This is a genomic window from Frigoribacterium sp. Leaf263, from assembly GCF_001422285.1.
GTDB lineage: Bacteria > Actinomycetota > Actinomycetes > Actinomycetales > Microbacteriaceae > Frigoribacterium.
Genome location: NZ_LMMO01000003.1, coordinates 726,782 through 747,002 on the forward strand (window position 1 = coordinate 726,782; position 20,221 = coordinate 747,002).

The following is a 20,221-nucleotide window of genomic DNA, read 5'->3' on the forward strand; positions in this document are numbered from 1 at the left end:
GCAGCCCGTCACACGGCGTCATGCGGGGCCGGCCGGGAACACCACGGGCTCCTCGGTCGTTGCGTCGAGGTGCCGTCGGCGATGCTCGTTACGATCGACGGGAAAGGACACCGTGACCCAGACTCCGACAGACCCCCGCCGGCCCTCGTCCGTCGATCCCTCGCATACCGGAGGCCCGGAGATCCGCGAGCCGCTCTCGGCCGACGAGATCGATCGCATCCGGGGTGACTTCGCGATCCTCGGGCAGGCGGTGAACGACGCCCCGCTGGCCTATCTCGACTCCGGCGCGACGGCACAGCGACCGGCCAGCGTGCTCGACGCCGAGCGGGCCTACCTCGAGACGATCAACTCGGCGGTCCACCGCGGCGCGCACACGCTCGCCGGTCTGGCCACCGAGGCGTTCGAGGACGCCCGCGCGACCGTCGCGGACTTCGTCGGAGCCGACGTCGACGAGATCGTCTGGACGGCGAACGCGACCGACGCGCTCAACCTCGTCGCCTACGGCTTCGCCAACGCGACCCGTGGCCGCGGAGGAGCGCCCGCCCGCCGGTTCGCCCTGCGACCCGGCGACGAGATCGTGCTGACCGAGGCGGAGCATCACGCGAACCTGGTCCCCTGGCAGGAGCTCGCGGCCACGACCGGCGCCGTCCTGCGGTTCGTCCCGGTGGACGACGACGGCGTCTGGGCGACCGACGACGCCCTCGCCGTGATCGGCGAGCGGACCCGCATCGTCGCCTTCGCGCACGTGTCGAACGTGACCGGTCAGATCGCCGAGGTCGGACGGCTCGTCGGGGCCGCGCACGCCGTCGGCGCCCTCGTCGTCCTCGACGCGTGCCAGTCGGCGCCCCATCGCCCCCTCGACCTCCGCGGCCTCGGGGTCGACTTCGCCGCCTTCTCCGGTCACAAGATGCTCGGTCCGACCGGCATCGGCGTGCTCTACGGCCGCGCCGAGCTGCTCGACGCCCTGCCCCCCTTCAAAACCGGGGGATCCATGATCACCACCGTCACGCTCGAGGGAGCCGAGTACCTGCCGTCGCCGCAGCGCTTCGAGGCTGGTACGCAGCCGGTGTCGCAGGCGGTCGCGCTGGCCGAGGCCGTCCGCTACCTCGAGGCGGTGGGCCTCGATCGCATCCGGATCCACGAGGAGGAGCTCGCCGAGCGCCTGGTCGCGGGTCTCGAGGGGATCCCCGGGGTGCGCGTCGTCGGTCCGCCCTCCGGCGTCGCCCGTTCTGGTCTGGCCAGCTTCGTCGTCGACGGCGTCCACGCTCACGACGTGGGGCAGTACCTCGACGCCGAGGGCATCGCCGTCCGGGTCGGGCATCACTGCGCGCAGCCCCTCCATCGTCGTCTCGGTGTCACCGCGACGACCCGGGCCAGCACCTATCTCTTCACCACCGACGCCGAGGTCGACCGGCTCCTCGACGGGGTGGCGCGGGTCCGCGCCTACTTCGGCGCCGACGGGGCGAGCCGATGAGCGCCTCCCTCGACTCGCTCTACCAGCAGGTCATCCTCGACCACGCGAAGCGCCGGCACGGCGACGGCGAGCTGCCCGGCGCCCAGGCCGAGCACTTCGAGCGGAACCCCACGTGCGGCGACGAGATCACGGTGCGCCTCTCGGTCGACGAGACGTCGGGCCGCATCGACGGATTCGCCTGGCAGGGCGCCGGCTGTTCGATCTCGATGGCGTCCGCGTCGGTCCTCAGCGAGCTGGCGCCGGGGCGCACGCTGCCCGAGCTCCGCCTCCTCGTCGACGAGTACCGCTCGATGATGCGATCGCGCGGGGCCGGCGAACCCGACGACGAGGTCCTCGGCGACGCCGTCGCCTTCCACGGCGTCTCGAAGTTCGTCATGCGCGTCAAGTGCGGCATGCTCGCCTGGGTGGCGGCGGAGGCCTGCGCGGCCGAGCTCGCCGTCGCCGACGATGGGGGAGCCGAGGAGGCGCGGGGTCCGATCGATCCCGGCTCCGCGCCCGTCTAAACTGGCGTGGCCCCTCCCACGTAAGGACATCACCACCGTGTCAGATCAGACCGTCCCCGCCGAACCCGCAGCGATCGCCGTCCAGCCCGTCGAGGTGACCGAGACGACGACGGGATTCGAGGTCTTCACCGACCGGTCCGTGGTGGCCGTCCGGGTCGACGGCGTGCTGCTCGACATGGCGTCGGAGCTGCACGCCGGCGACGTCGCCGAACCCGTGCTGATCGGCTCGCCCGATGGCCTCTCGATCCTCCGGCACTCCGCCGCGCACGTCATGGCCCAGGCCGTCCAGGCCATCAACCCGGCCGCCAGGCTGGGCATCGGCCCGCCCGTGACCGACGGCTTCTACTACGACTTCGACGTCGCCGAGCCCTTCACCCCCGACGACCTGAAGGCGATCGAGAAGGGCATGGAGCGCATCATCAAGCAGGGCCAGCGCTTCCGGCGCCGCGTCGTCTCCGACGCCGAGGCGCGCGAGCTGCTCGCCGGCGAGCCCTACAAGCTCGAGCTGATCGGGCTGAAGGGCGGTTCGAGCGACGAGATCGGCGACGACGGCGAGTCCGTGGAGGTCGGCGGCGCCGAGCTCACCGTGTACGACAACGTCGACCCCAAGACCGGCGACGTCGTCTGGTACGACCTCTGCCGCGGTCCCCACCTGCCGAGCACGCGCCTCCTCGGCAACGCCACCAAGCTGATGCGCGTGGCCGCCGCCTACTGGCGGGGCTCCGAGAAGAACCCGCAGCTGCAGCGCATCTACGGCACGGCCTGGCCCACGAAGGACGAGCTGCGCGCGTACCAGTCCCGGCTCGAGGAGGCCGCCAAGCGCGACCACCGCAAGCTGGGCGTCGAACTCGACCTCTTCTCGTTCCCCGACGAGATCGGTTCGGGCCTCGCGATCTTCCACCCCAAGGGCGGCATCATCCGTCGCGAGATGGAGGATTACTCGCGCAAGCGCCATGAGGCGGCCGGCTACGACTTCGTCTACACGCCGCACATCACGAAGGCGAGCCTGTTCGAGACCTCGGGCCACCTGGGCTGGTACAAGGACGGCATGTTCCCCGCCATGAAGCTCGACGAGGCGCGGAACGACGAGGGCGAGATCACGCGTCAGGGGGCCGACTACTACCTGAAGCCGATGAACTGCCCGATGCACATCCTGGCGTACCGGTCGCAGCCCCGTTCCTACCGCGATCTGCCGCTGCGCCTCTTCGAGTTCGGCACGGTCTACCGCAACGAGAAGTCCGGCGTCATCCACGGCCTCACCCGGGTCAGGGGCATGACCCAGGACGACGCGCACATCTTCACGACGCGCGACAAGATGAAAGACGAGCTCACCGGCACGCTGGACTTCGTGCTGTCCCTGCTCCGCGACTACGGCCTCACCGACTTCTACCTCGAGCTCTCGACGAAGGACCCCGAGAAGTACGTGGGCGACGACGACATCTGGGAGACCGCGACGGCGACGCTCCGCGAGGTGGCGGAGGAGTCCGGGCTCGACCTCGTGCCCGATCCCGGCGGGGCGGCCTTCTACGGGCCGAAGATCTCCGTCCAGGCCCGCGACGCCATCGGGCGCACCTGGCAGATGTCGACCGTCCAGCTGGACTTCAACCTGCCCGAGCGCTTCGATCTCGAGTACGCGGCCGCCGACGGCACCCGGCAGCGGCCGGTCATGATCCACCGCGCCCTCTTCGGAACCATCGAGCGCTTCTTCGGGGTGCTGACCGAGCACTACGCCGGGGCGTTCCCGGTGTGGCTGTCGCCGGTCCAGGTCGTGGCGATCCCCGTCGCCGACGAGTACGGCGACTACCTCGACGGCGTCGTGGGGCGCTTGAGAGACGCCGGCGTCCGCGCGCAGGTCGACCACGGAGACGACCGGTTCCCGAAGAAGATCCGCACGCACACGAAGTCCAAGGTCCCGTATCAGCTGATCGCCGGCGAGGAGGACCGTGCCGCCGGAGCCGTCAGCTTCCGCTACCGCGACGGGACGCAGGAGAACGGCGTCCCGGTCGACGACGCGATCGCGAAGATCCTCGAGGCGATCTCGAGCAAGGCGCAGGTCTGACGATGGACGACCCCGTGGCCCCGGAGGCCTCGGGCGACTTCGCCGGGGTGCCGGACGCCTTCCAGAGACTCTGGACACCGCACCGCGCCGTCTACGTCGGCGCGGGGCAGGGCGCCCACGACACCGACTGCCCGTTCTGCGAGGCGCCGTCGAAGTCCGACGCCGAAGCGCTCATCGTGGCGAGGGGGCGGCACGCCTACGTCGTGCTCAACCTGTTCCCCTACAACCCCGGCCATCTGCTCGTCTGCCCGTACCGGCACGTCGCGACCTACGATCTGGCGACCCCCGACGAGGTGGCCGAGATCGCCTGGCTGACCCAGACCGCCATGCGCGTGCTGACCGAGGTGTCCCGGGCTCAGGGCTTCAACATCGGCATGAACCAGGGCAGGGTCGGCGGCGCCGGCATCGCCGAGCATCTGCACCAGCACGTCGTGCCGCGCTACGGGGGCGACTCGAACTTCTTCCCGATCATCGCCGAGACCAAGGCGATCACTCAGCTGCTCGGCGACGTGCGGGTGGCCGTGGCCGAGGCCTGGCCGGCCCCGCCCACGGGCCCGGCGACGGGCCCGGCGACGTCGGCGACCACCTCATCCGAACAGGCCTAGAATGGACGCCATCATGAGCGACACGACCCCCGCCCCCACCTCGTCCGCCACCACAGGCTCCGACCGCGTCAAGCGCGGTCTCGCCGAGATGCTGAAGGGCGGCGTCATCATGGACGTCGTGAACGTCGAGCAGGCGAAGATCGCCGAAGACGCCGGGGCCGTCGCGGTCATGGCTCTGGAGCGCGTCCCGGCCGACATCCGCTCCCAGGGGGGAGTCGCCCGCATGAGCGACCCCGACATGATCGACGAGATCGTCGCGGCCGTCTCGATCCCCGTCATGGCCAAGGCCCGGATCGGGCACTTCGTCGAGGCGCAGATCCTACAGACGCTCGGCGTCGACTACATCGACGAGTCCGAGGTGCTCAGCCCGGCCGACTACGTGAACCACATCGACAAGTGGAACTTCACCGTCCCCTTCGTCTGCGGCGCGACGAACCTCGGAGAGGCCCTGCGTCGCATCACCGAGGGCGCGGCCATGATCCGATCCAAGGGCGAGGCCGGCACGGGCGACGTCTCCGAGGCGACGAAGCACATCCGCACCATCTCGAAGGAGATCGCCCAGCTCCAGGGGCTGAAGACCGACGAGCTGTACGTCGCCGCCAAGGAGCTCCAGGCTCCGTACGAGCTCGTCAAGGAGATCGCCGAGACCGGCAAGCTCCCCGTCGTCCTCTTCACCGCGGGTGGGGTCGCCACCCCCGCCGACGCCGCGCTCATGATGCAGCTGGGTGCCGACGGCGTCTTCGTCGGGTCCGGCATCTTCAAGTCGGGCAACCCGGCCGAGCGCGCCCGGGCGATCGTCAAAGCGACCACGTTCTTCGACGACCCGCAGGTCGTCGCCGACGCGTCCCGCGGCCTCGGCGAGGCCATGGTCGGCATCAACGTGCCCGATCTGCCTGCGCCGCACCGTCTCGCCGAGCGTGGCTGGTAAGACCACGACCGGTTCGACGTCACCGCGGGTCGGGGTCCTCGCACTCCAGGGCGATTTCCGGGAGCACCTGGGTGTCCTGACATCGTTGGGCGCCCAGGCCGTACCCGTCCGCCGGGCATCCGAGCTGGCTGACGTCGATGGACTCGTCATCCCCGGGGGCGAGTCGAGCGTCATGGACAAGCTGACGCGCATGTTCGACCTGGCCGAGCCGCTGCGAGACGCGATCGACGCGGGTCTGCCCGTGTACGGGACGTGCGCGGGGCTGATCATGCTCTCGGACCGCATCGTCGACGGCATCGCCGGGCAGCGCAGTCTCGGCGGCCTCGACGTGGCCGTCCGCCGCAATGCCTTCGGCAACCAGAACGACTCCTTCGAGACCGACCTCGACGTCCCGGTCATCGGCGGACCACCCGTGCACGCCGTCTTCATCAGGGCCCCCGTCGTCGACGAGGTCGGGCCGGCGGCGACGGCGATCGGCGTCCTCGACGACGGTCGTGTGGTCGCCGTCGAGCAGGGCAACCTGCTCGGGACGTCGTTCCATCCCGAGGTGACCAACGACTACCGGTTCCACGCGTACTTCCTCGACAAGGCCCGCGCCTGGGCGTCGCGGTAGACTCGTCCCGATTTCCGCCAGCAGTTGAAGGAGCACCGTGTCCGGGCATTCCAAGTGGGCAACGACGAAGCACAAGAAGGCCGTCATCGACAGCCGACGGGCGAAGTCGTTCGCCAAGCTCATCAAGAACATCGAGGTCGCGGCCAAACAGGGTGGGGCCGACATGTCGGGGAACCCCACGCTCGTCGACGCCGTCCAGAAGGCCAAGAAGACCTCCGTCCCCAACGACAACATCGACAGGGCCATCAAGCGCGGTGCCGGTCTCAGCGGTGAGAGCGTCGATTACCAGACCATCATGTACGAGGGCTACGGCCCCAACGGCGTCGCCCTGCTGATCGAGTGCCTCACCGACAACAAGAACCGTGCCGCGGCGAACGTCCGCACGGTCATGTCGCGCAACGGCGGCACGATGGCCGACCCGGGCAGCGTCGCCTACAACTTCAGCCGCAAGGGGGTCATCGCCGTCATGAAGAACGGCGACCTCTCGGAGGACGACGTGCTCGCCGCGGTCCTCGACGCCGGAGCCGAGGAGGTCACCGACCGCGGCGAGGGGTTCGAGATCGTGACCGAGGCCTCCGACCTCGTCCCTGCCCGCACGGCGCTCCAGGAAGCCGGCATCGATTACGACTCCGCCGACATCGAGTTCGTGCCCGGGCTCAAGATCGAGGTCGACGTGGAGACGGCGCGCAAGGTCTTCCGGCTCATCGACGCCCTCGACGACGACGACGACGTCCAGAACGTCTACGCGAACCACGACGTCCCGGCCGACGTCCAGTCCGTGCTCGACGACGACGACGAATAGCAGTCGACGGTGACGCTCCGGGTGCTCGGCATCGACCCCGGGCTCACCCGCTGCGGGGTGGGGATCATCGAGGTCGACGCGACGCGACGCCCCACTCTGGTGGCCGTCCATGTGATCCGCTCCGCGGCCGACGCGCCGCTCGAACGGCGGCTGCTGACCATCGGGCGCGGCATCGACGAACTCGTGGACGAGCACCGTCCTGATGCCATGGCCATCGAGCGCGTCTTCGCGCAGAACAACCTCCGCACCGTCATGGGGACGGCTCAGGTCAGCGGTCTGGCCCTCCGTTCGGCGGCGGAGCGGTCGATCCCCGTCGCCCTGCACACGCCGTCCGAGGTCAAGGCGGCCGTGACCGGTTACGGATCCGCCGACAAGGCGCAGGTGGGTGCGATGGTCGCGCGCCTGCTCGGTCTCGCCGAGGCGCCCCGGCCCGCGGACGCCGCGGACGCCCTCGCCCTGGCGATCTGCCATGCCTGGCGCCGCGACGGGATGGGGCCGGGAGCGGACCCCGCCGGGCCGGCCGCCGCGGGTCGACTGACCCCTGCGCAGCGGGCGTGGCGGGACGCCGAGAAGTCCTCGCGGGCTCCTAGGCTGGGCGCATGATCTCCAGCGTCCGTGGCACCGTCCTGTCCGCCTCCGGAGGGTCGGTCGTCATCGAGGTCGGGGGAGTCGGCCTCAAGGTCGGCGTCACGCCCCAGGTGGCCCTCACGGTGCACGTCGGCGACACCGCGAGGCTCTTCACGACCCTCATCGTCCGTGAGGACGACCTCTCGTTGTTCGGATTCCTCGAGCTGGAGGAGCTCGAGGTGTTCGACCTCCTCCGCGGAGTGACGGGCGTCGGCCCGAAGTCGGCGCAGGGCGTGCTGGCGACGCTCACCCCGACGCAGATCGCCCAGGCCGTGCTCGACGAGGACGACGCCGCGTTCCGGCGGGTCTCGGGCATCGGCCCGAAGACCGCCAAGCTCATCGTCCTGTCGCTCGCCGGCAAGCTCGTCGTCGCCCCGTCGGCGCCGAGCGTCACCGCGGCCACGACCACCGCCTCCGACGTCCTGGTGGCGCTGGTCGGTCTCGGCTGGGTCGAGCGCGAGGCGCAGAGCGCGATCGACGACGTCCTGACCGAGACCGGCCCCGACACCTCCCTCACCGTCCCGCAGCTCCTCCGGGCGTCACTCGGCCGCCTCGGACCCCAGAAGCCGTCGGCGGCACGGTCGTGACCGGCGACGACGTCGTCCGAGCCACGATCGAGTCCGAGACCGAGCTGGCCTTCGAGGGTGCGCTGCGCCCCGCGTCCCTCGCGGAGTTCGTCGGTCAGACCAAGGTCCGGGGACAGCTGCAGCTGCTGCTGAAGGCGGCCGAGATGCAGAACCGCTCTCCGGACCACATCCTGCTGGCGGGCCCGCCAGGACTCGGGAAGACGACCCTCGCGATGATCGTCGCCCACGAGAGCTCGCGGCCCCTGCGCATGTCCTCCGGTCCGGCGATCCAGCACGCCGGCGACCTGGCCGCCATCCTCTCGGCGCTGGTGCCCGGCGAGGTGCTCTTCATCGACGAGATCCACCGCATGGCCCGCTCCGCCGAGGAGATGCTGTATCTGGCGATGGAGGACTACCGCATCGACATCATGGTCGGTAAGGGCGCGGGCGCGACCAGCATCCCTCTCGAGCTCGCGCCGTTCACCCTGGTCGGCGCCACCACCCGCAGCGGCATGCTGCCCAACCCCCTCCGCGACCGCTTCGGCTTCACCGCGCACCTCGAGTTCTACGACGAGGCCGAACTGACCGAGGTGCTCCGGCGTGCCGCCTCGCTGCTCGGCGTCGGCATCGACGGACGTGCCCTCGCCGAGATCGCCGGCCGCTGCCGAGGCACGCCCCGCATCGCCAACAGGCTCCTGCGGCGTGTCCGCGACTACGCGCTGGTCCACGACCGTCCCGCCGATCTCGCGACCGTCCAGGAGGCGCTCGCGCTCTACGACGTGGACGATCTGGGGCTCGACCGCCTCGACCGCGAGGTCCTGTCGACGATCCTGCGCCGATTCGACGGCGGGCCGGTCGGACTCAACACCCTCGCGGTCTCGGTCGGCGAGGAGGCGGACACGATCGAGTCCGTCGTCGAGCCGTTCCTCGTCCGCGTCGGACTCGTCACGAGGACGCCCCGGGGTCGCATCGCGACGCCCGAGGCCTACCGGCACTTCGGCCTGACACGCGACTCAGGGGGCCTGTTCGGCGATGACCTATAATTCCTCCAGGCCAGTCGGCGCGGCGAGCTAGTCCCCGTCGCCGTCGCCCTCACACCACGAGCTTCGAAAGGCAGTTCCGCATGGACGCCACAACAGTCATCATGGTCCTCCTTCTGGTGGTCCTCGTCTTCTTCATGTTCCGCAACAAGCGCAAGCGCGACAGCCAGCAGGCCGAGCTCCAGCGCAAGATGGTCCCCGGCGTCGAGGTCATGCTCACGTTCGGTCTCTACGGAACCGTCGTCTCCATCGACGACGAGACGAACGTCGCCGAGGTCGAGGTCTCTCCGGGCACGATCGTCAAGGTGCATCGTCAGACCCTCGGGCGGGTCGTCGACCCGGTCGACGAGACCGTGGCCGATGACGATGTCGTCGACGACGACCGTCCCGTCGTGGCATCCGACCCCGCGCTCGACTCGCCCGTCTACGGCGAGCGTGCCGATGAGCCCCGCATCGAGACGTCGACCGCCAAGGACTCCGACAAGCCCACCGCCTGATCCCGTCCTCCCGGTCGTGCACTGACGACCGGGACCGACTCGCGCGCGCCCCTGTCGGGCGCGCGTTCCCATGAGAAAGCTGAGTTCCTCCGTGGCACGTTCGACCCCGGTGAAGAAAGCCATCCGTTCGCTGACCTGGCTCCTGGTGATCATCGCCGGACTGACGGCGCTGAACGGCACGGCGACCGTGCTGAACGACTCCGGTCGGGAGGGCTGGTGGAACGGCGCGAGCTGGGTCCCCGAGCTGGCCCTCGACCTCCAGGGCGGAACCCAGATCACGTTGGCCGCCCAGCTGCAGAACGGCGAGACGGTCTCGAGCCAGCAGCTCGATCAGGCCGTGACGATCATCCGGCAGCGCATCGACTCGGCCGGGGTCTCCGAGTCGGAGATCACCAAGCAGGGCAGTCAGAACATCGTCGTCTCCATCCCGGGGCGGCCCGACAACGCGACGCTCGAGCGCATCGAGGCTTCGGCGAAGCTGTCGTTCCGCCCGGTGCTGTTCACCGGTGCCGCGTCGAGCGCCGAGGTCGGCGGCGAGGCCGACGGCGCCAGCGCCAGCGCCAGCCCGAGCGCCAGCGCCGAGCCGGGGTCGGAGACCGAGCCCTACACGCCGAACCCCGATCTCGAGAGCACGCCGACGGCGTCTCCCACGAACGGCTCGGACCTCGCCTGGATCACGCCGCAGCTGGCCGACGTCTACGAGAACTACAACTGCGCGGCCGACAACGAACTGGCCACGGCGCCCGACGACGAGCCGCTCGTGACCTGCTCCACCGACGGCACCGCCAAGTACATCCTCGGTCCCGTCGAGGTCGAGGGCAGCGACATCAGCGACGCGACGAACGGGCTCGCCACCGACTCGCAGGGCAACTCCACCAACACCTGGGCGGTCAATCTCGAGTTCGACGGCCAGGGCAGCGACCAGTTCGCCGACGTGACCTCGCGCCTCGTGACCCTGCAGGCACCTCAGAACCAGTTCGCAGTGACCCTCGACAACCAGGTCATCACGGCCCCGTCGGCCAATGCCGCGATCACCGACGGTCGCGCGCAGATCACCGGTCAGTTCACCCAGGACAGCTCGAAGGCGCTGGCCGACCAGCTGAAGTTCGGCGCCCTGCCCCTCAGCTTCTCCGTGCAGAGCAACGAGACGATCACGGCGACGCTCGGTCAGACCCAGCTCGTCAGCGGTCTGATCGCCGGGCTCATCGGTCTGATCCTCGTCGTCATCTACTCGCTGATCCAGTACCGGGCGCTGGCCTTCGTGACCGTGCTGTCGCTGATCATCGCCGCGGCACTGACCTACCTCGTCATCGCCATCCTGTCTTGGCGCGAAGGGTACCGACTCTCGCTGGCGGGGGTCACCGGGCTCATCGTCGCCATCGGCATCACGGCCGACTCGTTCATCGTCTACTTCGAGCGCATCCGTGACGAGCTCCGCGACGGGCGCATCCTCGAGAACGCCGTCGAGTCGGGCTGGAAGCGAGCCATCCGGACCGTCATCGCGTCCGACACGGTCAACTTCCTGGCGGCGATCACACTGTTCATCCTCGCCGTCGGCAACGTCAAGGGCTTCGCTCTGACGCTCGGGATCACCACGGTCATCGACCTCATCGTCGTGTCGCTGTTCACCCACCCCATGCTGCAGCTGATCGCCCGCACCCGCTTCTTCGGCGACGGCCACCGCCTCAGCGGACTCGACCCGAAGGCGCTCGGTGCCGTGTACCGGGGTCGGGCGCGCTTCCGCGAGCCCGTGGTCGTGAGCAGCCGCAAGAAGGCCGGCGGACGCGAGGCGGTCATCCGCCAGACCATCGCCGAGCGCAAGGCCGCCGAGAAGAACACCCGACCGGGCGCGGACGCGTCCGGCGACGAAGGGACCAACTCCTGATGGCCAGCTTCTCGAAGTTCGGCAACGACCTCTACACCGGGTCCCGCTCGTACGACATCGTCGGACGACGCCGGACCTGGTACTGGATCGCAGCGCTCGTCATCCTGATCTCGGTGACCGTCCCGTTCCTGCGCGGCGGTTTCCACTTCGGCATCGAGTTCACGGGCGGGTCCGAGTTCCAGATCGCACAGCCCGCCGAGCTCGACCAGGACCTCGCCGCCGAGACGGTCGAGGAGGTCGTGCCCGACTCGAACCCCCGCGTGACGCAGGTCGGCACGGACACCATCCGCGTCCAGACGTCGCAGCTCGAGGCCGCCGAGACGAACGACCTGGCCGCCGCCCTCGCCACCGCCTACGACGTACCCGACGATCGCGTCACCTCGTCGTTCATCGGGGCGTCGTGGGGTGCGGACATCACCGGTCAGGCGATCAAGGGTCTCGTGATCTTCCTGATCCTCGCCGCGATCGGCATGACCCTCTACTTCCGCACCTGGAAGATGTCGCTGGCGGCGATGGCCGCCCTGCTGCACGACCTCGTGCTCACGGCGGGCATCTACGGCATCGTCGGCTTCGAGGTCACCCCGGCCGCGGTCATCGGGTTCCTGACGATCCTCGGATACTCGCTCTACGACACGGTGGTGGTCTTCGACAAGATCCGCGAGAACACCACGGAAGACGGCGAGGGATCTCGCCGCACCTTCGGCCAGTCCATCAACCTGGCGATCAACCAGACGCTCGTCCGGTCGATCAACACGTCCGTCGTCGCCCTGCTGCCCGTCGCGGCGATCCTCTTCATCGGAGCGTTCGTGCTCGGTGCCGGCACACTCCGCGACATCTCGCTGGCCCTGTTCATCGGCATCCTCGTCGGCACGTACTCCACGATCTTCATCGCCTCGCCTCTGTACGCCACGCTCCGACTCCGTGAGCCGGAGATCGCCAAGCGCGATGCCCGCAAGACGGAGTCCTCCGACACGACGCTGGTGGAGGCGCAGTGAGCCCGATCGACGACCTGCCCGGCATCACCGCCGCCGAGGCCATCGAACGCGCCGACGGCGGTGCACGACTGATCGACGTCCGCGAGCAGTCCGAATGGGACGCGGGCCACGCGCCCCAGGCGACCCTCGTCCCTCTGTCCGAGCTCGGCGATCGGCTGGGCGAGATCCCCACCGATGAGCAGGTCCTGGTGGTCTGCCATGCGGGGATGCGCTCCCTCCGAGCCACCGCAGCCCTGCGTCGCGCCGGGATCGACGCGGTGAACGTCGAGGGCGGCATGCTGGCGTGGCGGGACGCCGACGGCGAACTCCGTTCCGAGAACGGCTCACCGGCGTCGGTCGACTGACGCCGAGCGAGTAGCGTTGCCCTGTCGGCTCCGCGTCACGACGCGGCAGCACCCCGCAGGCGGAGACGCCCGCGACCACGAGAGCGAGGGTCGTCCGTGACCGAGATCACCACCAGCCAGAGCGCCTCCTCGACCGAGCCGGCCGGAGGGACGGCGTCGCTCCGCACGCTGCTCCCGCGGCTGTTCTCCCGCAGCCAGCCCGCCGGCGCCGTCGACCGTCTGGTCAAGACGGTGCGCATGCACCATCCCAAGGCCGATCTCGTCATCATCGAACGCGCGTACTCCGTGGCCGAGAAGGCGCATCGGGGGCAGCTGCGCAAGAGCGGCGAGCCGTACATCACGCATCCGGTGGCCGTCGCGCAGATCCTCGCCGACCTGGGCATCGGCTCCAAGACGATCGCCGCCGCGCTGCTGCACGACACCGTCGAGGACACGGACTACACGCTCGCGATGCTGCAGAGCGACTTCGGCGACGAGATCACGATGCTCGTCGACGGCGTCACGAAGCTCGACAAGCTGAAGTACGGCGACAGCGCGCAGGCCGAGACCGTCCGCAAGATGGTCGTCGCCATGTCGAAGGACATCCGCGTCCTGGTCATCAAGCTGGCCGACCGACTGCACAACGCCCGGACGTGGGGCTTCGTCGAGAGCGCGTCCGCCACCCGCAAGGCGACCGAGACCCTCGAGATCTACGCGCCGTTGGCGCACCGGCTGGGCATCCAGACGATCAAGTGGGAGCTGGAGGACCTCTCGTTCGCGGTTCTGCACCCGAAGCTCTACGTCGAGATCGACAATCTCGTCAAGCAGCGCACTCCTCAGCGCGAGCAGTTCGTCCAGAACGTCATCAACGCCGTGAAGTCGGATCTCAAGTCGACGAAGATCCGCGGCGACGTCGTCGGTCGCCCCAAGCAGTACTACTCGATCTACCAGAAGATGATCGTCCGCGGGCGGGAGTTCGACGAGATCTACGACCTGGTCGGGATCCGCGTGCTCGTGAACTCGCTGCGTGACTGCTACGCCGTCCTCGGCTCGATCCACGCCCGATGGAACCCCATCCCGGGCCGGTTCAAGGACTACATCGCCACGCCCAAGTTCAATCTGTACCAATCGCTGCACACGACGGTCATCGGCCCGAAGGGCCGCCCCGTCGAGATCCAGATCCGCACGCACGAGATGCATCAGCGGGCCGAGTTCGGCGTGGCCGCACACTGGAAGTACAAGCAGCGGATGAACGGGGGCCGTGACGAGTCGGCCACCGGTGCCCGGACCGACACCGACATGGCCTGGCTCGCCCACATCTCCGACTGGCAGGCCGAGACGGCCGACCCGGGGGAGTTCCTCGACAGCCTGCGCTTCGAGATCGGCGCGAAGGAGGTCTACGTCTTCACGCCGCAGGGCAAGGTCATCGGGCTGCCGTCGGGCGCCACCCCGGTGGACTTCGCGTACGCGGTGCACACCGAGGTCGGGCATCGGACCATGGGCGCCAAGGTCAACGGCCGACTGGTCCCGCTCGAGAGCGCTCTGTCGAGCGGCGACGTGGTCGAGGTCTTCACGTCGAAGAATCCCGACTCCGGTCCGAGCCAGGACTGGCTCATGTTCGTCAAGAGCCCCCGGGCCCGGAACAAGATCCGGCAGTGGTTCACCAAGGAGCGCCGCGACGAGGCGATCGAGCAGGGCAAGGACGCCATCGCCCGGGCGATGCGGAAGCAGAACCTGCCCCTGCAGAAGCTCATGAACCAGGACAGCATCGCCGAGGTCGCCGCCCTGCTGCGCTACGACGACGTGTCGAGTCTGTACGCGGCCGTCGGCGAGGGCCACCTGTCGACGCAATCGGTCATCGAGAAGATCCTCTCGGCCGTCCAGCAGCAGAACGAGGTCGAGGAGGGCGAGTTCGAGTTCCCGAGCAAGGGAGCCACGCGCCCGCTGCGCAACAGCGACTCGGGCGTGCTCGTACGAGGGGCGCCCGACATCCTCGTGAAGCTCGCGAAGTGCTGCACGCCCGTCCCCGGTGATCAGATCGTGGGCTTCGTGACGCGGGGTCAGGGTGTCAGCGTCCACCAGGCCACCTGCCACAACGTGCAGAGCCTGATGAACGAGCCGGAGCGGATGATCGACGTCGAATGGGCGCCGTCGTCGAAGAGCGTGTTCCTCGTGCAGATCCAGATCGAGGCGCTCGATCGCAGCGGCCTCCTGAGCGACGTGACGCGCGTCCTCAGCGAGCATCACGTCAACATCCTGTCGGCGAGCGTCTCGACGTCGGACGAGAGGCTGGCACTCAGTCGGTTCGTCTTCGAGATGGGCGACACCACGCACCTCGACCGGGTGCTCAATGCGGTCAGACGCATCGACGCCGTGTACGACGTGTACCGGGTCAGCGCCGGCTGACTCCTCGACTCCGCCCGGTGCGACTCGTCGGGTCCGACCGGGACGCGGGCCCTGGAGCGGCCTACCGTGGGGCGGGCAGCGCCCGATCGGGCGGTGCGGATCCCGACACGAGGAGGACAGCATGAGAGACGAGCCCCTGGAGTTCCAGAGCAGCGACGCCGACGCCGACGACGGGAAGAAGTGGGACCAGGCCCTGAAGGGCCAGGACTACGACCTCGACGCGGACGGCGACGTCGACGACGACGTCCAGGCGGACGAGCCCGCCGCGGGCACCACCCCCTCGCCCGACCAGGTCTGAGCCGGGACCGCCGCGCACGACCTCAGACGAGGTCCGAGGTCCGAGGCCGTGCGCGGCACCCCGGGCGGGGCGTGTCAGACGGCGCTCACTCGTCGGCGACGCCCTTGCTGACCGCGGTCGGAGCGTCGAACGAATCGCCCTCCAGCCCCTGCAGCGCCTCGATCACGTCATCGGGGGCGCCCTGGTCCTCGGCGGCGGCGATCAGGTCGTCCTTCGACACCGGGTAGTCGATGCCGCTGAGGTACTTCTGCATCTGGATGGGGTTCGGGGTATCGGCCATGACGGTCTCTCTCTTCTCATCTCGTGGTCAGCCGGTCGGAGTCGACCGGCCGCTCGGTCCCGTCGGCGCCCACCGGCTTCTCCGGCCGGTCGGATCCGACGAGACGGTCGAGGTCGACCACGTCGGTCGCCTCGACGTCTCGGTGCGGCACGGTGGTGGGCGCCTCGAGGTGGACGGCTCCGCTGGGGACGATGCCCGCGCCTCCTCGGCGTTCCATCACGCGCCACTGCGCGGCGACGTCCTCGCCCGCGTGATCGGGCGGCAGCTCGTCCCAGAAGTCGAAGCCTCCGACCTCGAGCAGCGTCTCTCGGCGGTACAGCGCGCAGCCGCCCACCCACGCGACCCGATACGCCGCCCAGTCACCCGGCTCGAGGTCGAGGCTCGCGGCCTCGTGGGCGAGGTTGGCCGCGTTGTGCAGCGGCCATCGCTCGAAGCCGGGGCCGCCCCGCCGGATGCGCTCGGGCTCGACGCGGCCCGGCCAGAGTTCGAACGCCTCGCGCTCCTGAGGCCGCACGTCGCCGAGATGCGACAGCCCCTGGACGGCCGACCCGACGAAGCCGCAGTCGAGTCGCTCCAGAGCGTCGTGCAGTCGGGTGAGGGTGCCGGGTTCGAGCCACACGTCGTCGTCGAGGAACAGCACGGCGGGCGCAGTGGCCCGCTCGAGCAGCGACTGCCGGTGCTCGGCGAGCCCCCGCCGCGGGTGGTGCACGTGGGTGGAGACGGGACGGCCCTGGGCTCGCAGCACCCGCAGCATCGCCTGCGCGGCGGGTGCGGCCCAGTCGGGCTCTCCCGTCGACTGGTCGCTGATCACCACCGAGAAGGGCGGGTCGTCCTGCGCGGCGAGGCCGGCGAGAGTGACGGCGAGCTCGGCCGGTCGGTCGGCCGTGGGCACGAGCACGTCGATCGCGGGGGGCACCGGAGGCGCGGCTCCCTCGTCGACGACCGCCGACGAGGCCCACGCACCCGACCAGCGTCTGCTGACGGTCATGGAGCGCTCCCCGCGCCGCGGATGCGTTCGACGAGGCCTGTCGTCGAGTGGTCGGCGACGTAGTCGAGGATCCGCACCTCGCCGCCGCCCTCGAGCACGGCCGAGGTCTCTTCGAGCATCTGCGGCGTGTAGTCGCCGCCCTTGGCGTAGAGATCCGGGCGGATCCGCCGGATCAGGGGGATGGGCGTGTCGGTCGAGAACGACGTCACGTAGTCGACGCAGCTGAGCGCCGAGAGGACTCCGGCCCGGTCGGCGAGGGCGTTGATCGGTCGGTCGGGGCCTTTCAGCCGGCCGGTCGAATCGTCGTCGTTCAGCGCGACCACGAGCACGTCACCCAGCTGCTTCGCCTGGGTCAGGTACGTCGTGTGCCCCCGGTGCAGAACGTCGAAGCAGCCGTTCGTGAGGACGATGCGGCGACCGGCGGCGCGTTCGTCGTCGAGTCGCCGGGCGAGGTCGTCGGCCGGCAGCAGGAGATCGCCCGTGCGGTCGAGGTGGATGAGGAGGTCGTCGGTCGAGCAGACGGAGGTGCCGAAGCGCTGCACGACGACATCCGCGGCCGCTTGAGCCAGATCGACGCTCGTCGTGAGCGGCAGACCCGCGGCGCGGGCCACGGTGAGCGCCGCGACGAACGAGTCCCCGGCGCCGGAGGCCTGCCGCTCGCGCGCGCGCCGGGCCCAGGTGCGATGCCGTACCCGCGCCTCCTGCCGGGGGTGGTCCGCGGCGTCCGGGTCGGCCTCGTCCTCGGCGGCGGAGACCGAGGAGGCGGTCGTCACGTCGAGGGGATCCCTCGCGAGGGTGAGGGTCCCGTCGTGATCGAGCGTGACGACGACGGCCGCGGCGTCGGTCGCGTCGAGCAGCGCATCCGCTGCGCCGGTGACGCGGGCCACGCGCTCGTCGCTCGGGACGGCGTCGCCGACGGAGAGCGGGACCAGCGCGGCCGTCTCGGCCGCGTTGGGGGTCACGATGTCCGGACGCAGGCGCGCCCAGGGCCGCAGGTCGTGAGCATCGACGACGACCAGGCCCGGACGCCCGCTCCGCTCTCGCGCGACGAGGGCGTCGAGCACGGCCCCGGTGAGGGCGCCGGAGCCGTAGTCGCAGACGAGCTCGGCGTCGGCGCCGTGCGACTGCGCCGACGCGTTCTCGGCGAGCAGGTCCAGAGCCTCGGCAGGCGGGGGCTCGGTCGCGAGGTCGTCGAGCCGGATGAGCACCTGATCGTCGACGAGCACGCGGTTCTTCGCGACGGTCGTCAGGCCGCGCACGCGGACGACACCCGTCGTGTCGACGCCGTGGGCCGCGAGAAGGGCCGTGAGACGCCGACCCGCGTCGTCGTCGCCGACGAGACCCGCGACCCGGACGCGCGCACCGAGGGCCGCGAGGTTCACCGCCGTGTTGGCGGCTCCTCCGGGCACGTACCGTCGGGTCGCCACCTCGACGACGGGCGCGGGGGCCTCGCGCGTCATGCGCTCCGTCGTGCCCTGCCACCAGCCGTCGAGCATGAGATCGCCGACGACGCTCACCACCGGGGCCGTCTCGCGCAGCGCGCGGACCACGTCGGGACTCAGTCCGCGGACCCTCGTCAGGTCGACCGGCATGCCGATCACCCGCCCTCCGCGGGCTGCCCGGGATGCACCCGGGGCTGGTCATCGCCCTCGGCGTCTGACGCGCCCTCGGCGTCCGGGTCTCCGCCCTCGGCCGGGTCCTGGGGATGCGGGGTCCGGCCGGGTCCGGCATCGACCGCGACCTCGTCGGTCGGCGCCCTGCCGGTCGCGGTCAGCACGGGGGAGCCGTAGTGGACCACCTTCGTGAGGGTCATCTCGTCGAGCAGCTCGGGCCCGTAGCCGAAGCCCGCCCCGCTCTCTCCGCGAGGCTGGGCGGAGCCGCCGGGGGCCCCGCCGAAGACGGCGTTGATCTTGACCGTGCCCACCGGCAGCTCGGCCACGGCGCGGTTGGCGTTCGCGATCGAGCCCGTGAGCACGGTCGCGGCGAGTCCGTACCGGTCGGCCGAGGCGAGGGCCAGGGCCTCGTCGAAGTCGGCGACCACCTGCACGGGCGCGACCGGGCCGAACGTCTCCTCCTGCATGATCGTCATCCTCGGACCGCAGTCGACCAGGACGGTCGCCGGGTACCACGCGCCCGGCCCCGACGGCACGGCGCCGCCCACGAGGGCGGAGGCGCCGCTCGCCAGGGCCTCGTCGACCTGGCGCTGCACCTCGTCGCGGAGCCGACGGTCGACGAGGGGGCCGAGCTCGTGCCGTCCGTTGCGACGCGTCGCCTCGGCCGCCAGGGCTTCGACGAACGCCGGCGCGATCTCGCGATGCACGAAGACGCGTTCGACGCTCGTGCAGATCTGACCCGCGTTGGCGAACGCGCCGACGGCGGCCTGCTCGGCGGCCCACACGGGATCGACGCCCGCGTCGACGATCAAGGCGTCATCGCCGCCGTTCTCGAGCACGACATGGGCGCCGGTGAGGGCGGCGACGCGGGCGATGCGGCGGCCGGTCGCGGTGGAGCCGACGTGCGCGATCGCGTCGACGTCGGGCTGCTCGGTGAGGGCGGCGCCGACCGCGCCGCCTCCGGAGACCGTCATGAGCACCTCGGGGGGCAGGACTCCGGAGAGGACCTCGCCGAGCATGCGGCCCACGTGCGGGCAGCGTTCGCTCGGCTTGTGCACGACGGTGCTGCCCGTGACGAGCGCCGCGCCGATGAGACCGCACGCGACCGCCACGGGGTCGTTCCAGGGCGTGATGACCGCGACGACGCCTCGGGGCTGATCGATGGTGAAGTCGGCCGCGTCGCGAGCACCCACGAGACTGCGGCCGCGGTGCAGAGGACCGATCTCGGCGTACTGACGCAGGGTGTCGGCGCCGGCGAGCACGCCGCCGAGAGCGTCGTCGAAGGGCTTGCCGGTCTCGCGTCCGTTCAGTGCCGCCATCTCGTCCGCACGCTCACGGAGCGCGGTCGCGGCCGCGTGCAGCAGGACCCCGCGGTCCGCCGCCGGGGTGCGCATCCAGGCATCCTGGGCCGACCGGGCCCGGCGCACGGCGTCGGCGACCTCCTCGCGGCCGGCCTCGACGACGCTGCCGACGAACGAGTCGTCGCGCGGGTCGAGCACGGTCAGGGTGCCGGTGCCGGTGCCGGTGCCGGTGCCGACCGCCGCCGCCGGGACGGCGTGCGGGGCCCGCTCGGCGAGACCGGTCGGGCCCGTCGTCGGGCGACTCACATCGGCACCGGGGTGCTGGGGGCGAAGGTGCTCATGAGGGCGTCCTCTCGTGTCGGTGCCCCTGCCCTACCCCGGCAGGGTCGGCCTCACACGTCACGATCCGCGTCGTCGC

General features: G+C 70.4%; 20 protein-coding genes. 16 read left to right on the plus strand and 4 right to left on the minus strand.

Annotated elements, in window-relative coordinates; translation table 11 throughout:
• Window positions 1-181: 181 nt before the first annotated feature.
• From ASF17_RS07370 to ASF17_RS15520, 16 genes are all read left to right on the plus strand, one after another.
• Window positions 182-1,474, plus strand: coding sequence for an aminotransferase class V-fold PLP-dependent enzyme (locus ASF17_RS07370; RefSeq protein WP_055798444.1), 1,293 nt, complete (start codon window positions 182-184; stop codon window positions 1,472-1,474).
• Entirely contained in the window at window positions 1,471-1,977 is a 507-nt protein-coding gene (sufU, locus tag ASF17_RS07375) for a Fe-S cluster assembly sulfur transfer protein SufU (RefSeq protein WP_082475137.1), read from the plus strand. The genes ASF17_RS07370 and sufU overlap by 4 nt, the downstream gene beginning before the upstream one ends.
• 73 nt (window positions 1,978-2,050) lie before the next feature.
• Window positions 2,051-4,036 carry a threonine--tRNA ligase gene (gene thrS, locus ASF17_RS07380; protein WP_055798447.1) on the plus strand — a complete coding sequence of 662 codons (1,986 nt, stop codon included), beginning with the start codon at window positions 2,051-2,053 and terminating at the stop codon, window positions 4,034-4,036.
• A 2-nt stretch (window positions 4,037-4,038) separates the two neighbouring features.
• Entirely contained in the window at window positions 4,039-4,641 is a 603-nt protein-coding gene (locus tag ASF17_RS07385) for an HIT family protein (protein WP_055797251.1), read from the plus strand.
• A gap of 13 nt (window positions 4,642-4,654) precedes the next feature.
• Window positions 4,655-5,569, plus strand: a complete 915-nt coding sequence (gene pdxS, locus ASF17_RS07390; protein WP_055798450.1) for a pyridoxal 5'-phosphate synthase lyase subunit PdxS — start codon at window positions 4,655-4,657, stop codon at window positions 5,567-5,569.
• Complete coding sequence (gene pdxT, locus ASF17_RS07395) at window positions 5,559-6,182, plus strand: pyridoxal 5'-phosphate synthase glutaminase subunit PdxT (RefSeq protein ID WP_055797254.1); 624 nt, start codon at window positions 5,559-5,561, stop codon at window positions 6,180-6,182. The genes pdxS and pdxT overlap by 11 nt, the downstream gene beginning before the upstream one ends.
• 37 nt (window positions 6,183-6,219) lie before the next feature.
• Window positions 6,220-6,984, plus strand: coding sequence for a YebC/PmpR family DNA-binding transcriptional regulator (locus ASF17_RS07400; protein WP_055797259.1), 765 nt, complete (start codon window positions 6,220-6,222; stop codon window positions 6,982-6,984).
• 9 nt (window positions 6,985-6,993) lie between these two features.
• The gene (ruvC, locus tag ASF17_RS07405; RefSeq protein WP_055797262.1) at window positions 6,994-7,587 is read left to right on the plus strand and encodes a crossover junction endodeoxyribonuclease RuvC; all 594 of its coding nucleotides are present in this window, start codon (window positions 6,994-6,996) and stop codon (window positions 7,585-7,587) included.
• The gene (gene ruvA / locus ASF17_RS07410) at window positions 7,584-8,198 is read left to right on the plus strand and encodes a Holliday junction branch migration protein RuvA (protein ID WP_055797265.1); all 615 of its coding nucleotides are present in this window, start codon (window positions 7,584-7,586) and stop codon (window positions 8,196-8,198) included. Before ruvC ends, ruvA begins: the two co-directional genes overlap by 4 nt.
• Window positions 8,195-9,220, plus strand: coding sequence for a Holliday junction branch migration DNA helicase RuvB (gene ruvB / locus ASF17_RS07415; protein ID WP_055797268.1), 1,026 nt, complete (start codon window positions 8,195-8,197; stop codon window positions 9,218-9,220). Before ruvA ends, ruvB begins: the two co-directional genes overlap by 4 nt.
• Window positions 9,221-9,300: 80 nt before the next feature.
• Window positions 9,301-9,714 (plus strand): preprotein translocase subunit YajC, encoded by a 414-nt coding sequence (yajC, locus tag ASF17_RS07420; protein ID WP_055797270.1) that lies wholly within the window; start codon window positions 9,301-9,303, stop codon window positions 9,712-9,714.
• A 91-nt stretch (window positions 9,715-9,805) separates the two neighbouring features.
• Window positions 9,806-11,599, plus strand: coding sequence for a protein translocase subunit SecD (gene secD / locus ASF17_RS07425; protein ID WP_055797272.1), 1,794 nt, complete (start codon window positions 9,806-9,808; stop codon window positions 11,597-11,599).
• Window positions 11,599-12,594 carry a protein translocase subunit SecF gene (secF, locus tag ASF17_RS07430; protein ID WP_055797275.1) on the plus strand — a complete coding sequence of 332 codons (996 nt, stop codon included), beginning with the start codon at window positions 11,599-11,601 and terminating at the stop codon, window positions 12,592-12,594. The genes secD and secF overlap by 1 nt, the downstream gene beginning before the upstream one ends.
• Window positions 12,591-12,938 carry a rhodanese-like domain-containing protein gene (locus ASF17_RS07435; protein WP_326934175.1) on the plus strand — a complete coding sequence of 116 codons (348 nt, stop codon included), beginning with the start codon at window positions 12,591-12,593 and terminating at the stop codon, window positions 12,936-12,938. Before secF ends, ASF17_RS07435 begins: the two co-directional genes overlap by 4 nt.
• Window positions 12,939-13,034: 96 nt before the next feature.
• Window positions 13,035-15,323 (plus strand): RelA/SpoT family protein, encoded by a 2,289-nt coding sequence (locus tag ASF17_RS07440; RefSeq protein WP_304437738.1) that lies wholly within the window; start codon window positions 13,035-13,037, stop codon window positions 15,321-15,323.
• A 121-nt stretch (window positions 15,324-15,444) separates the two neighbouring features.
• Window positions 15,445-15,621 (plus strand): hypothetical protein, encoded by a 177-nt coding sequence (locus ASF17_RS15520; protein WP_156357339.1) that lies wholly within the window; start codon window positions 15,445-15,447, stop codon window positions 15,619-15,621.
• 85 nt (window positions 15,622-15,706) lie between these two features.
• On the opposite strand, the gene ASF17_RS07445 is transcribed toward ASF17_RS15520, so the two are convergent.
• Genes ASF17_RS07445 through ASF17_RS07460 form a run of 4 tightly spaced genes read right to left on the minus strand, consistent with a single transcriptional unit; the run spans window position 15,707 to window position 20,109 of the window.
• The gene (locus ASF17_RS07445) at window positions 15,707-15,901 is read right to left on the minus strand and encodes a DUF2795 domain-containing protein (protein WP_055797278.1); all 195 of its coding nucleotides are present in this window, start codon (window positions 15,899-15,901) and stop codon (window positions 15,707-15,709) included.
• Between the two features lie 16 nt (window positions 15,902-15,917).
• A complete protein-coding gene (locus ASF17_RS07450; protein WP_082475139.1) occupies window positions 15,918-16,889 on the minus strand; it encodes a glycosyltransferase in 972 nt (323 codons plus the stop codon).
• Window positions 16,886-18,481 carry a D-glycero-beta-D-manno-heptose 1-phosphate adenylyltransferase gene (rfaE2, locus tag ASF17_RS07455; RefSeq protein WP_055798459.1) on the minus strand — a complete coding sequence of 532 codons (1,596 nt, stop codon included), beginning with the start codon at window positions 18,479-18,481 and terminating at the stop codon, window positions 16,886-16,888. The genes ASF17_RS07450 and rfaE2 overlap by 4 nt, the downstream gene beginning before the upstream one ends.
• A 5-nt stretch (window positions 18,482-18,486) precedes the next feature.
• The gene (locus ASF17_RS07460) at window positions 18,487-20,109 is read right to left on the minus strand and encodes an aldehyde dehydrogenase family protein (protein ID WP_200913447.1); all 1,623 of its coding nucleotides are present in this window, start codon (window positions 20,107-20,109) and stop codon (window positions 18,487-18,489) included.
• Between the last annotated feature and the right edge of the window lie 112 nt (window positions 20,110-20,221).

Coding starts and splice junctions, on each gene's coding strand:
- ASF17_RS07450 (WP_082475139.1), bottom strand. CDS start 16,889: ATGACCGTCAGCAGACGCTGGTCGGGTGCGTGGGCCTCGTCGGCGGTC.
- sufU (WP_082475137.1), top strand. CDS start 1,471: ATGAGCGCCTCCCTCGACTCGCTCTACCAGCAGGTCATCCTCGACCAC.
- yajC (WP_055797270.1), top strand. CDS start 9,301: ATGGACGCCACAACAGTCATCATGGTCCTCCTTCTGGTGGTCCTCGTC.
- ruvA (WP_055797265.1), top strand. CDS start 7,584: ATGATCTCCAGCGTCCGTGGCACCGTCCTGTCCGCCTCCGGAGGGTCG.
- pdxS (WP_055798450.1), top strand. CDS start 4,655: ATGAGCGACACGACCCCCGCCCCCACCTCGTCCGCCACCACAGGCTCC.
- ASF17_RS07385 (WP_055797251.1), top strand. CDS start 4,039: ATGGACGACCCCGTGGCCCCGGAGGCCTCGGGCGACTTCGCCGGGGTG.
- ASF17_RS07445 (WP_055797278.1), bottom strand. CDS start 15,901: ATGGCCGATACCCCGAACCCCATCCAGATGCAGAAGTACCTCAGCGGC.
- rfaE2 (WP_055798459.1), bottom strand. CDS start 18,481: ATGCCGGTCGACCTGACGAGGGTCCGCGGACTGAGTCCCGACGTGGTC.
- ASF17_RS15520 (WP_156357339.1), top strand. CDS start 15,445: ATGAGAGACGAGCCCCTGGAGTTCCAGAGCAGCGACGCCGACGCCGAC.
- secF (WP_055797275.1), top strand. CDS start 11,599: ATGGCCAGCTTCTCGAAGTTCGGCAACGACCTCTACACCGGGTCCCGC.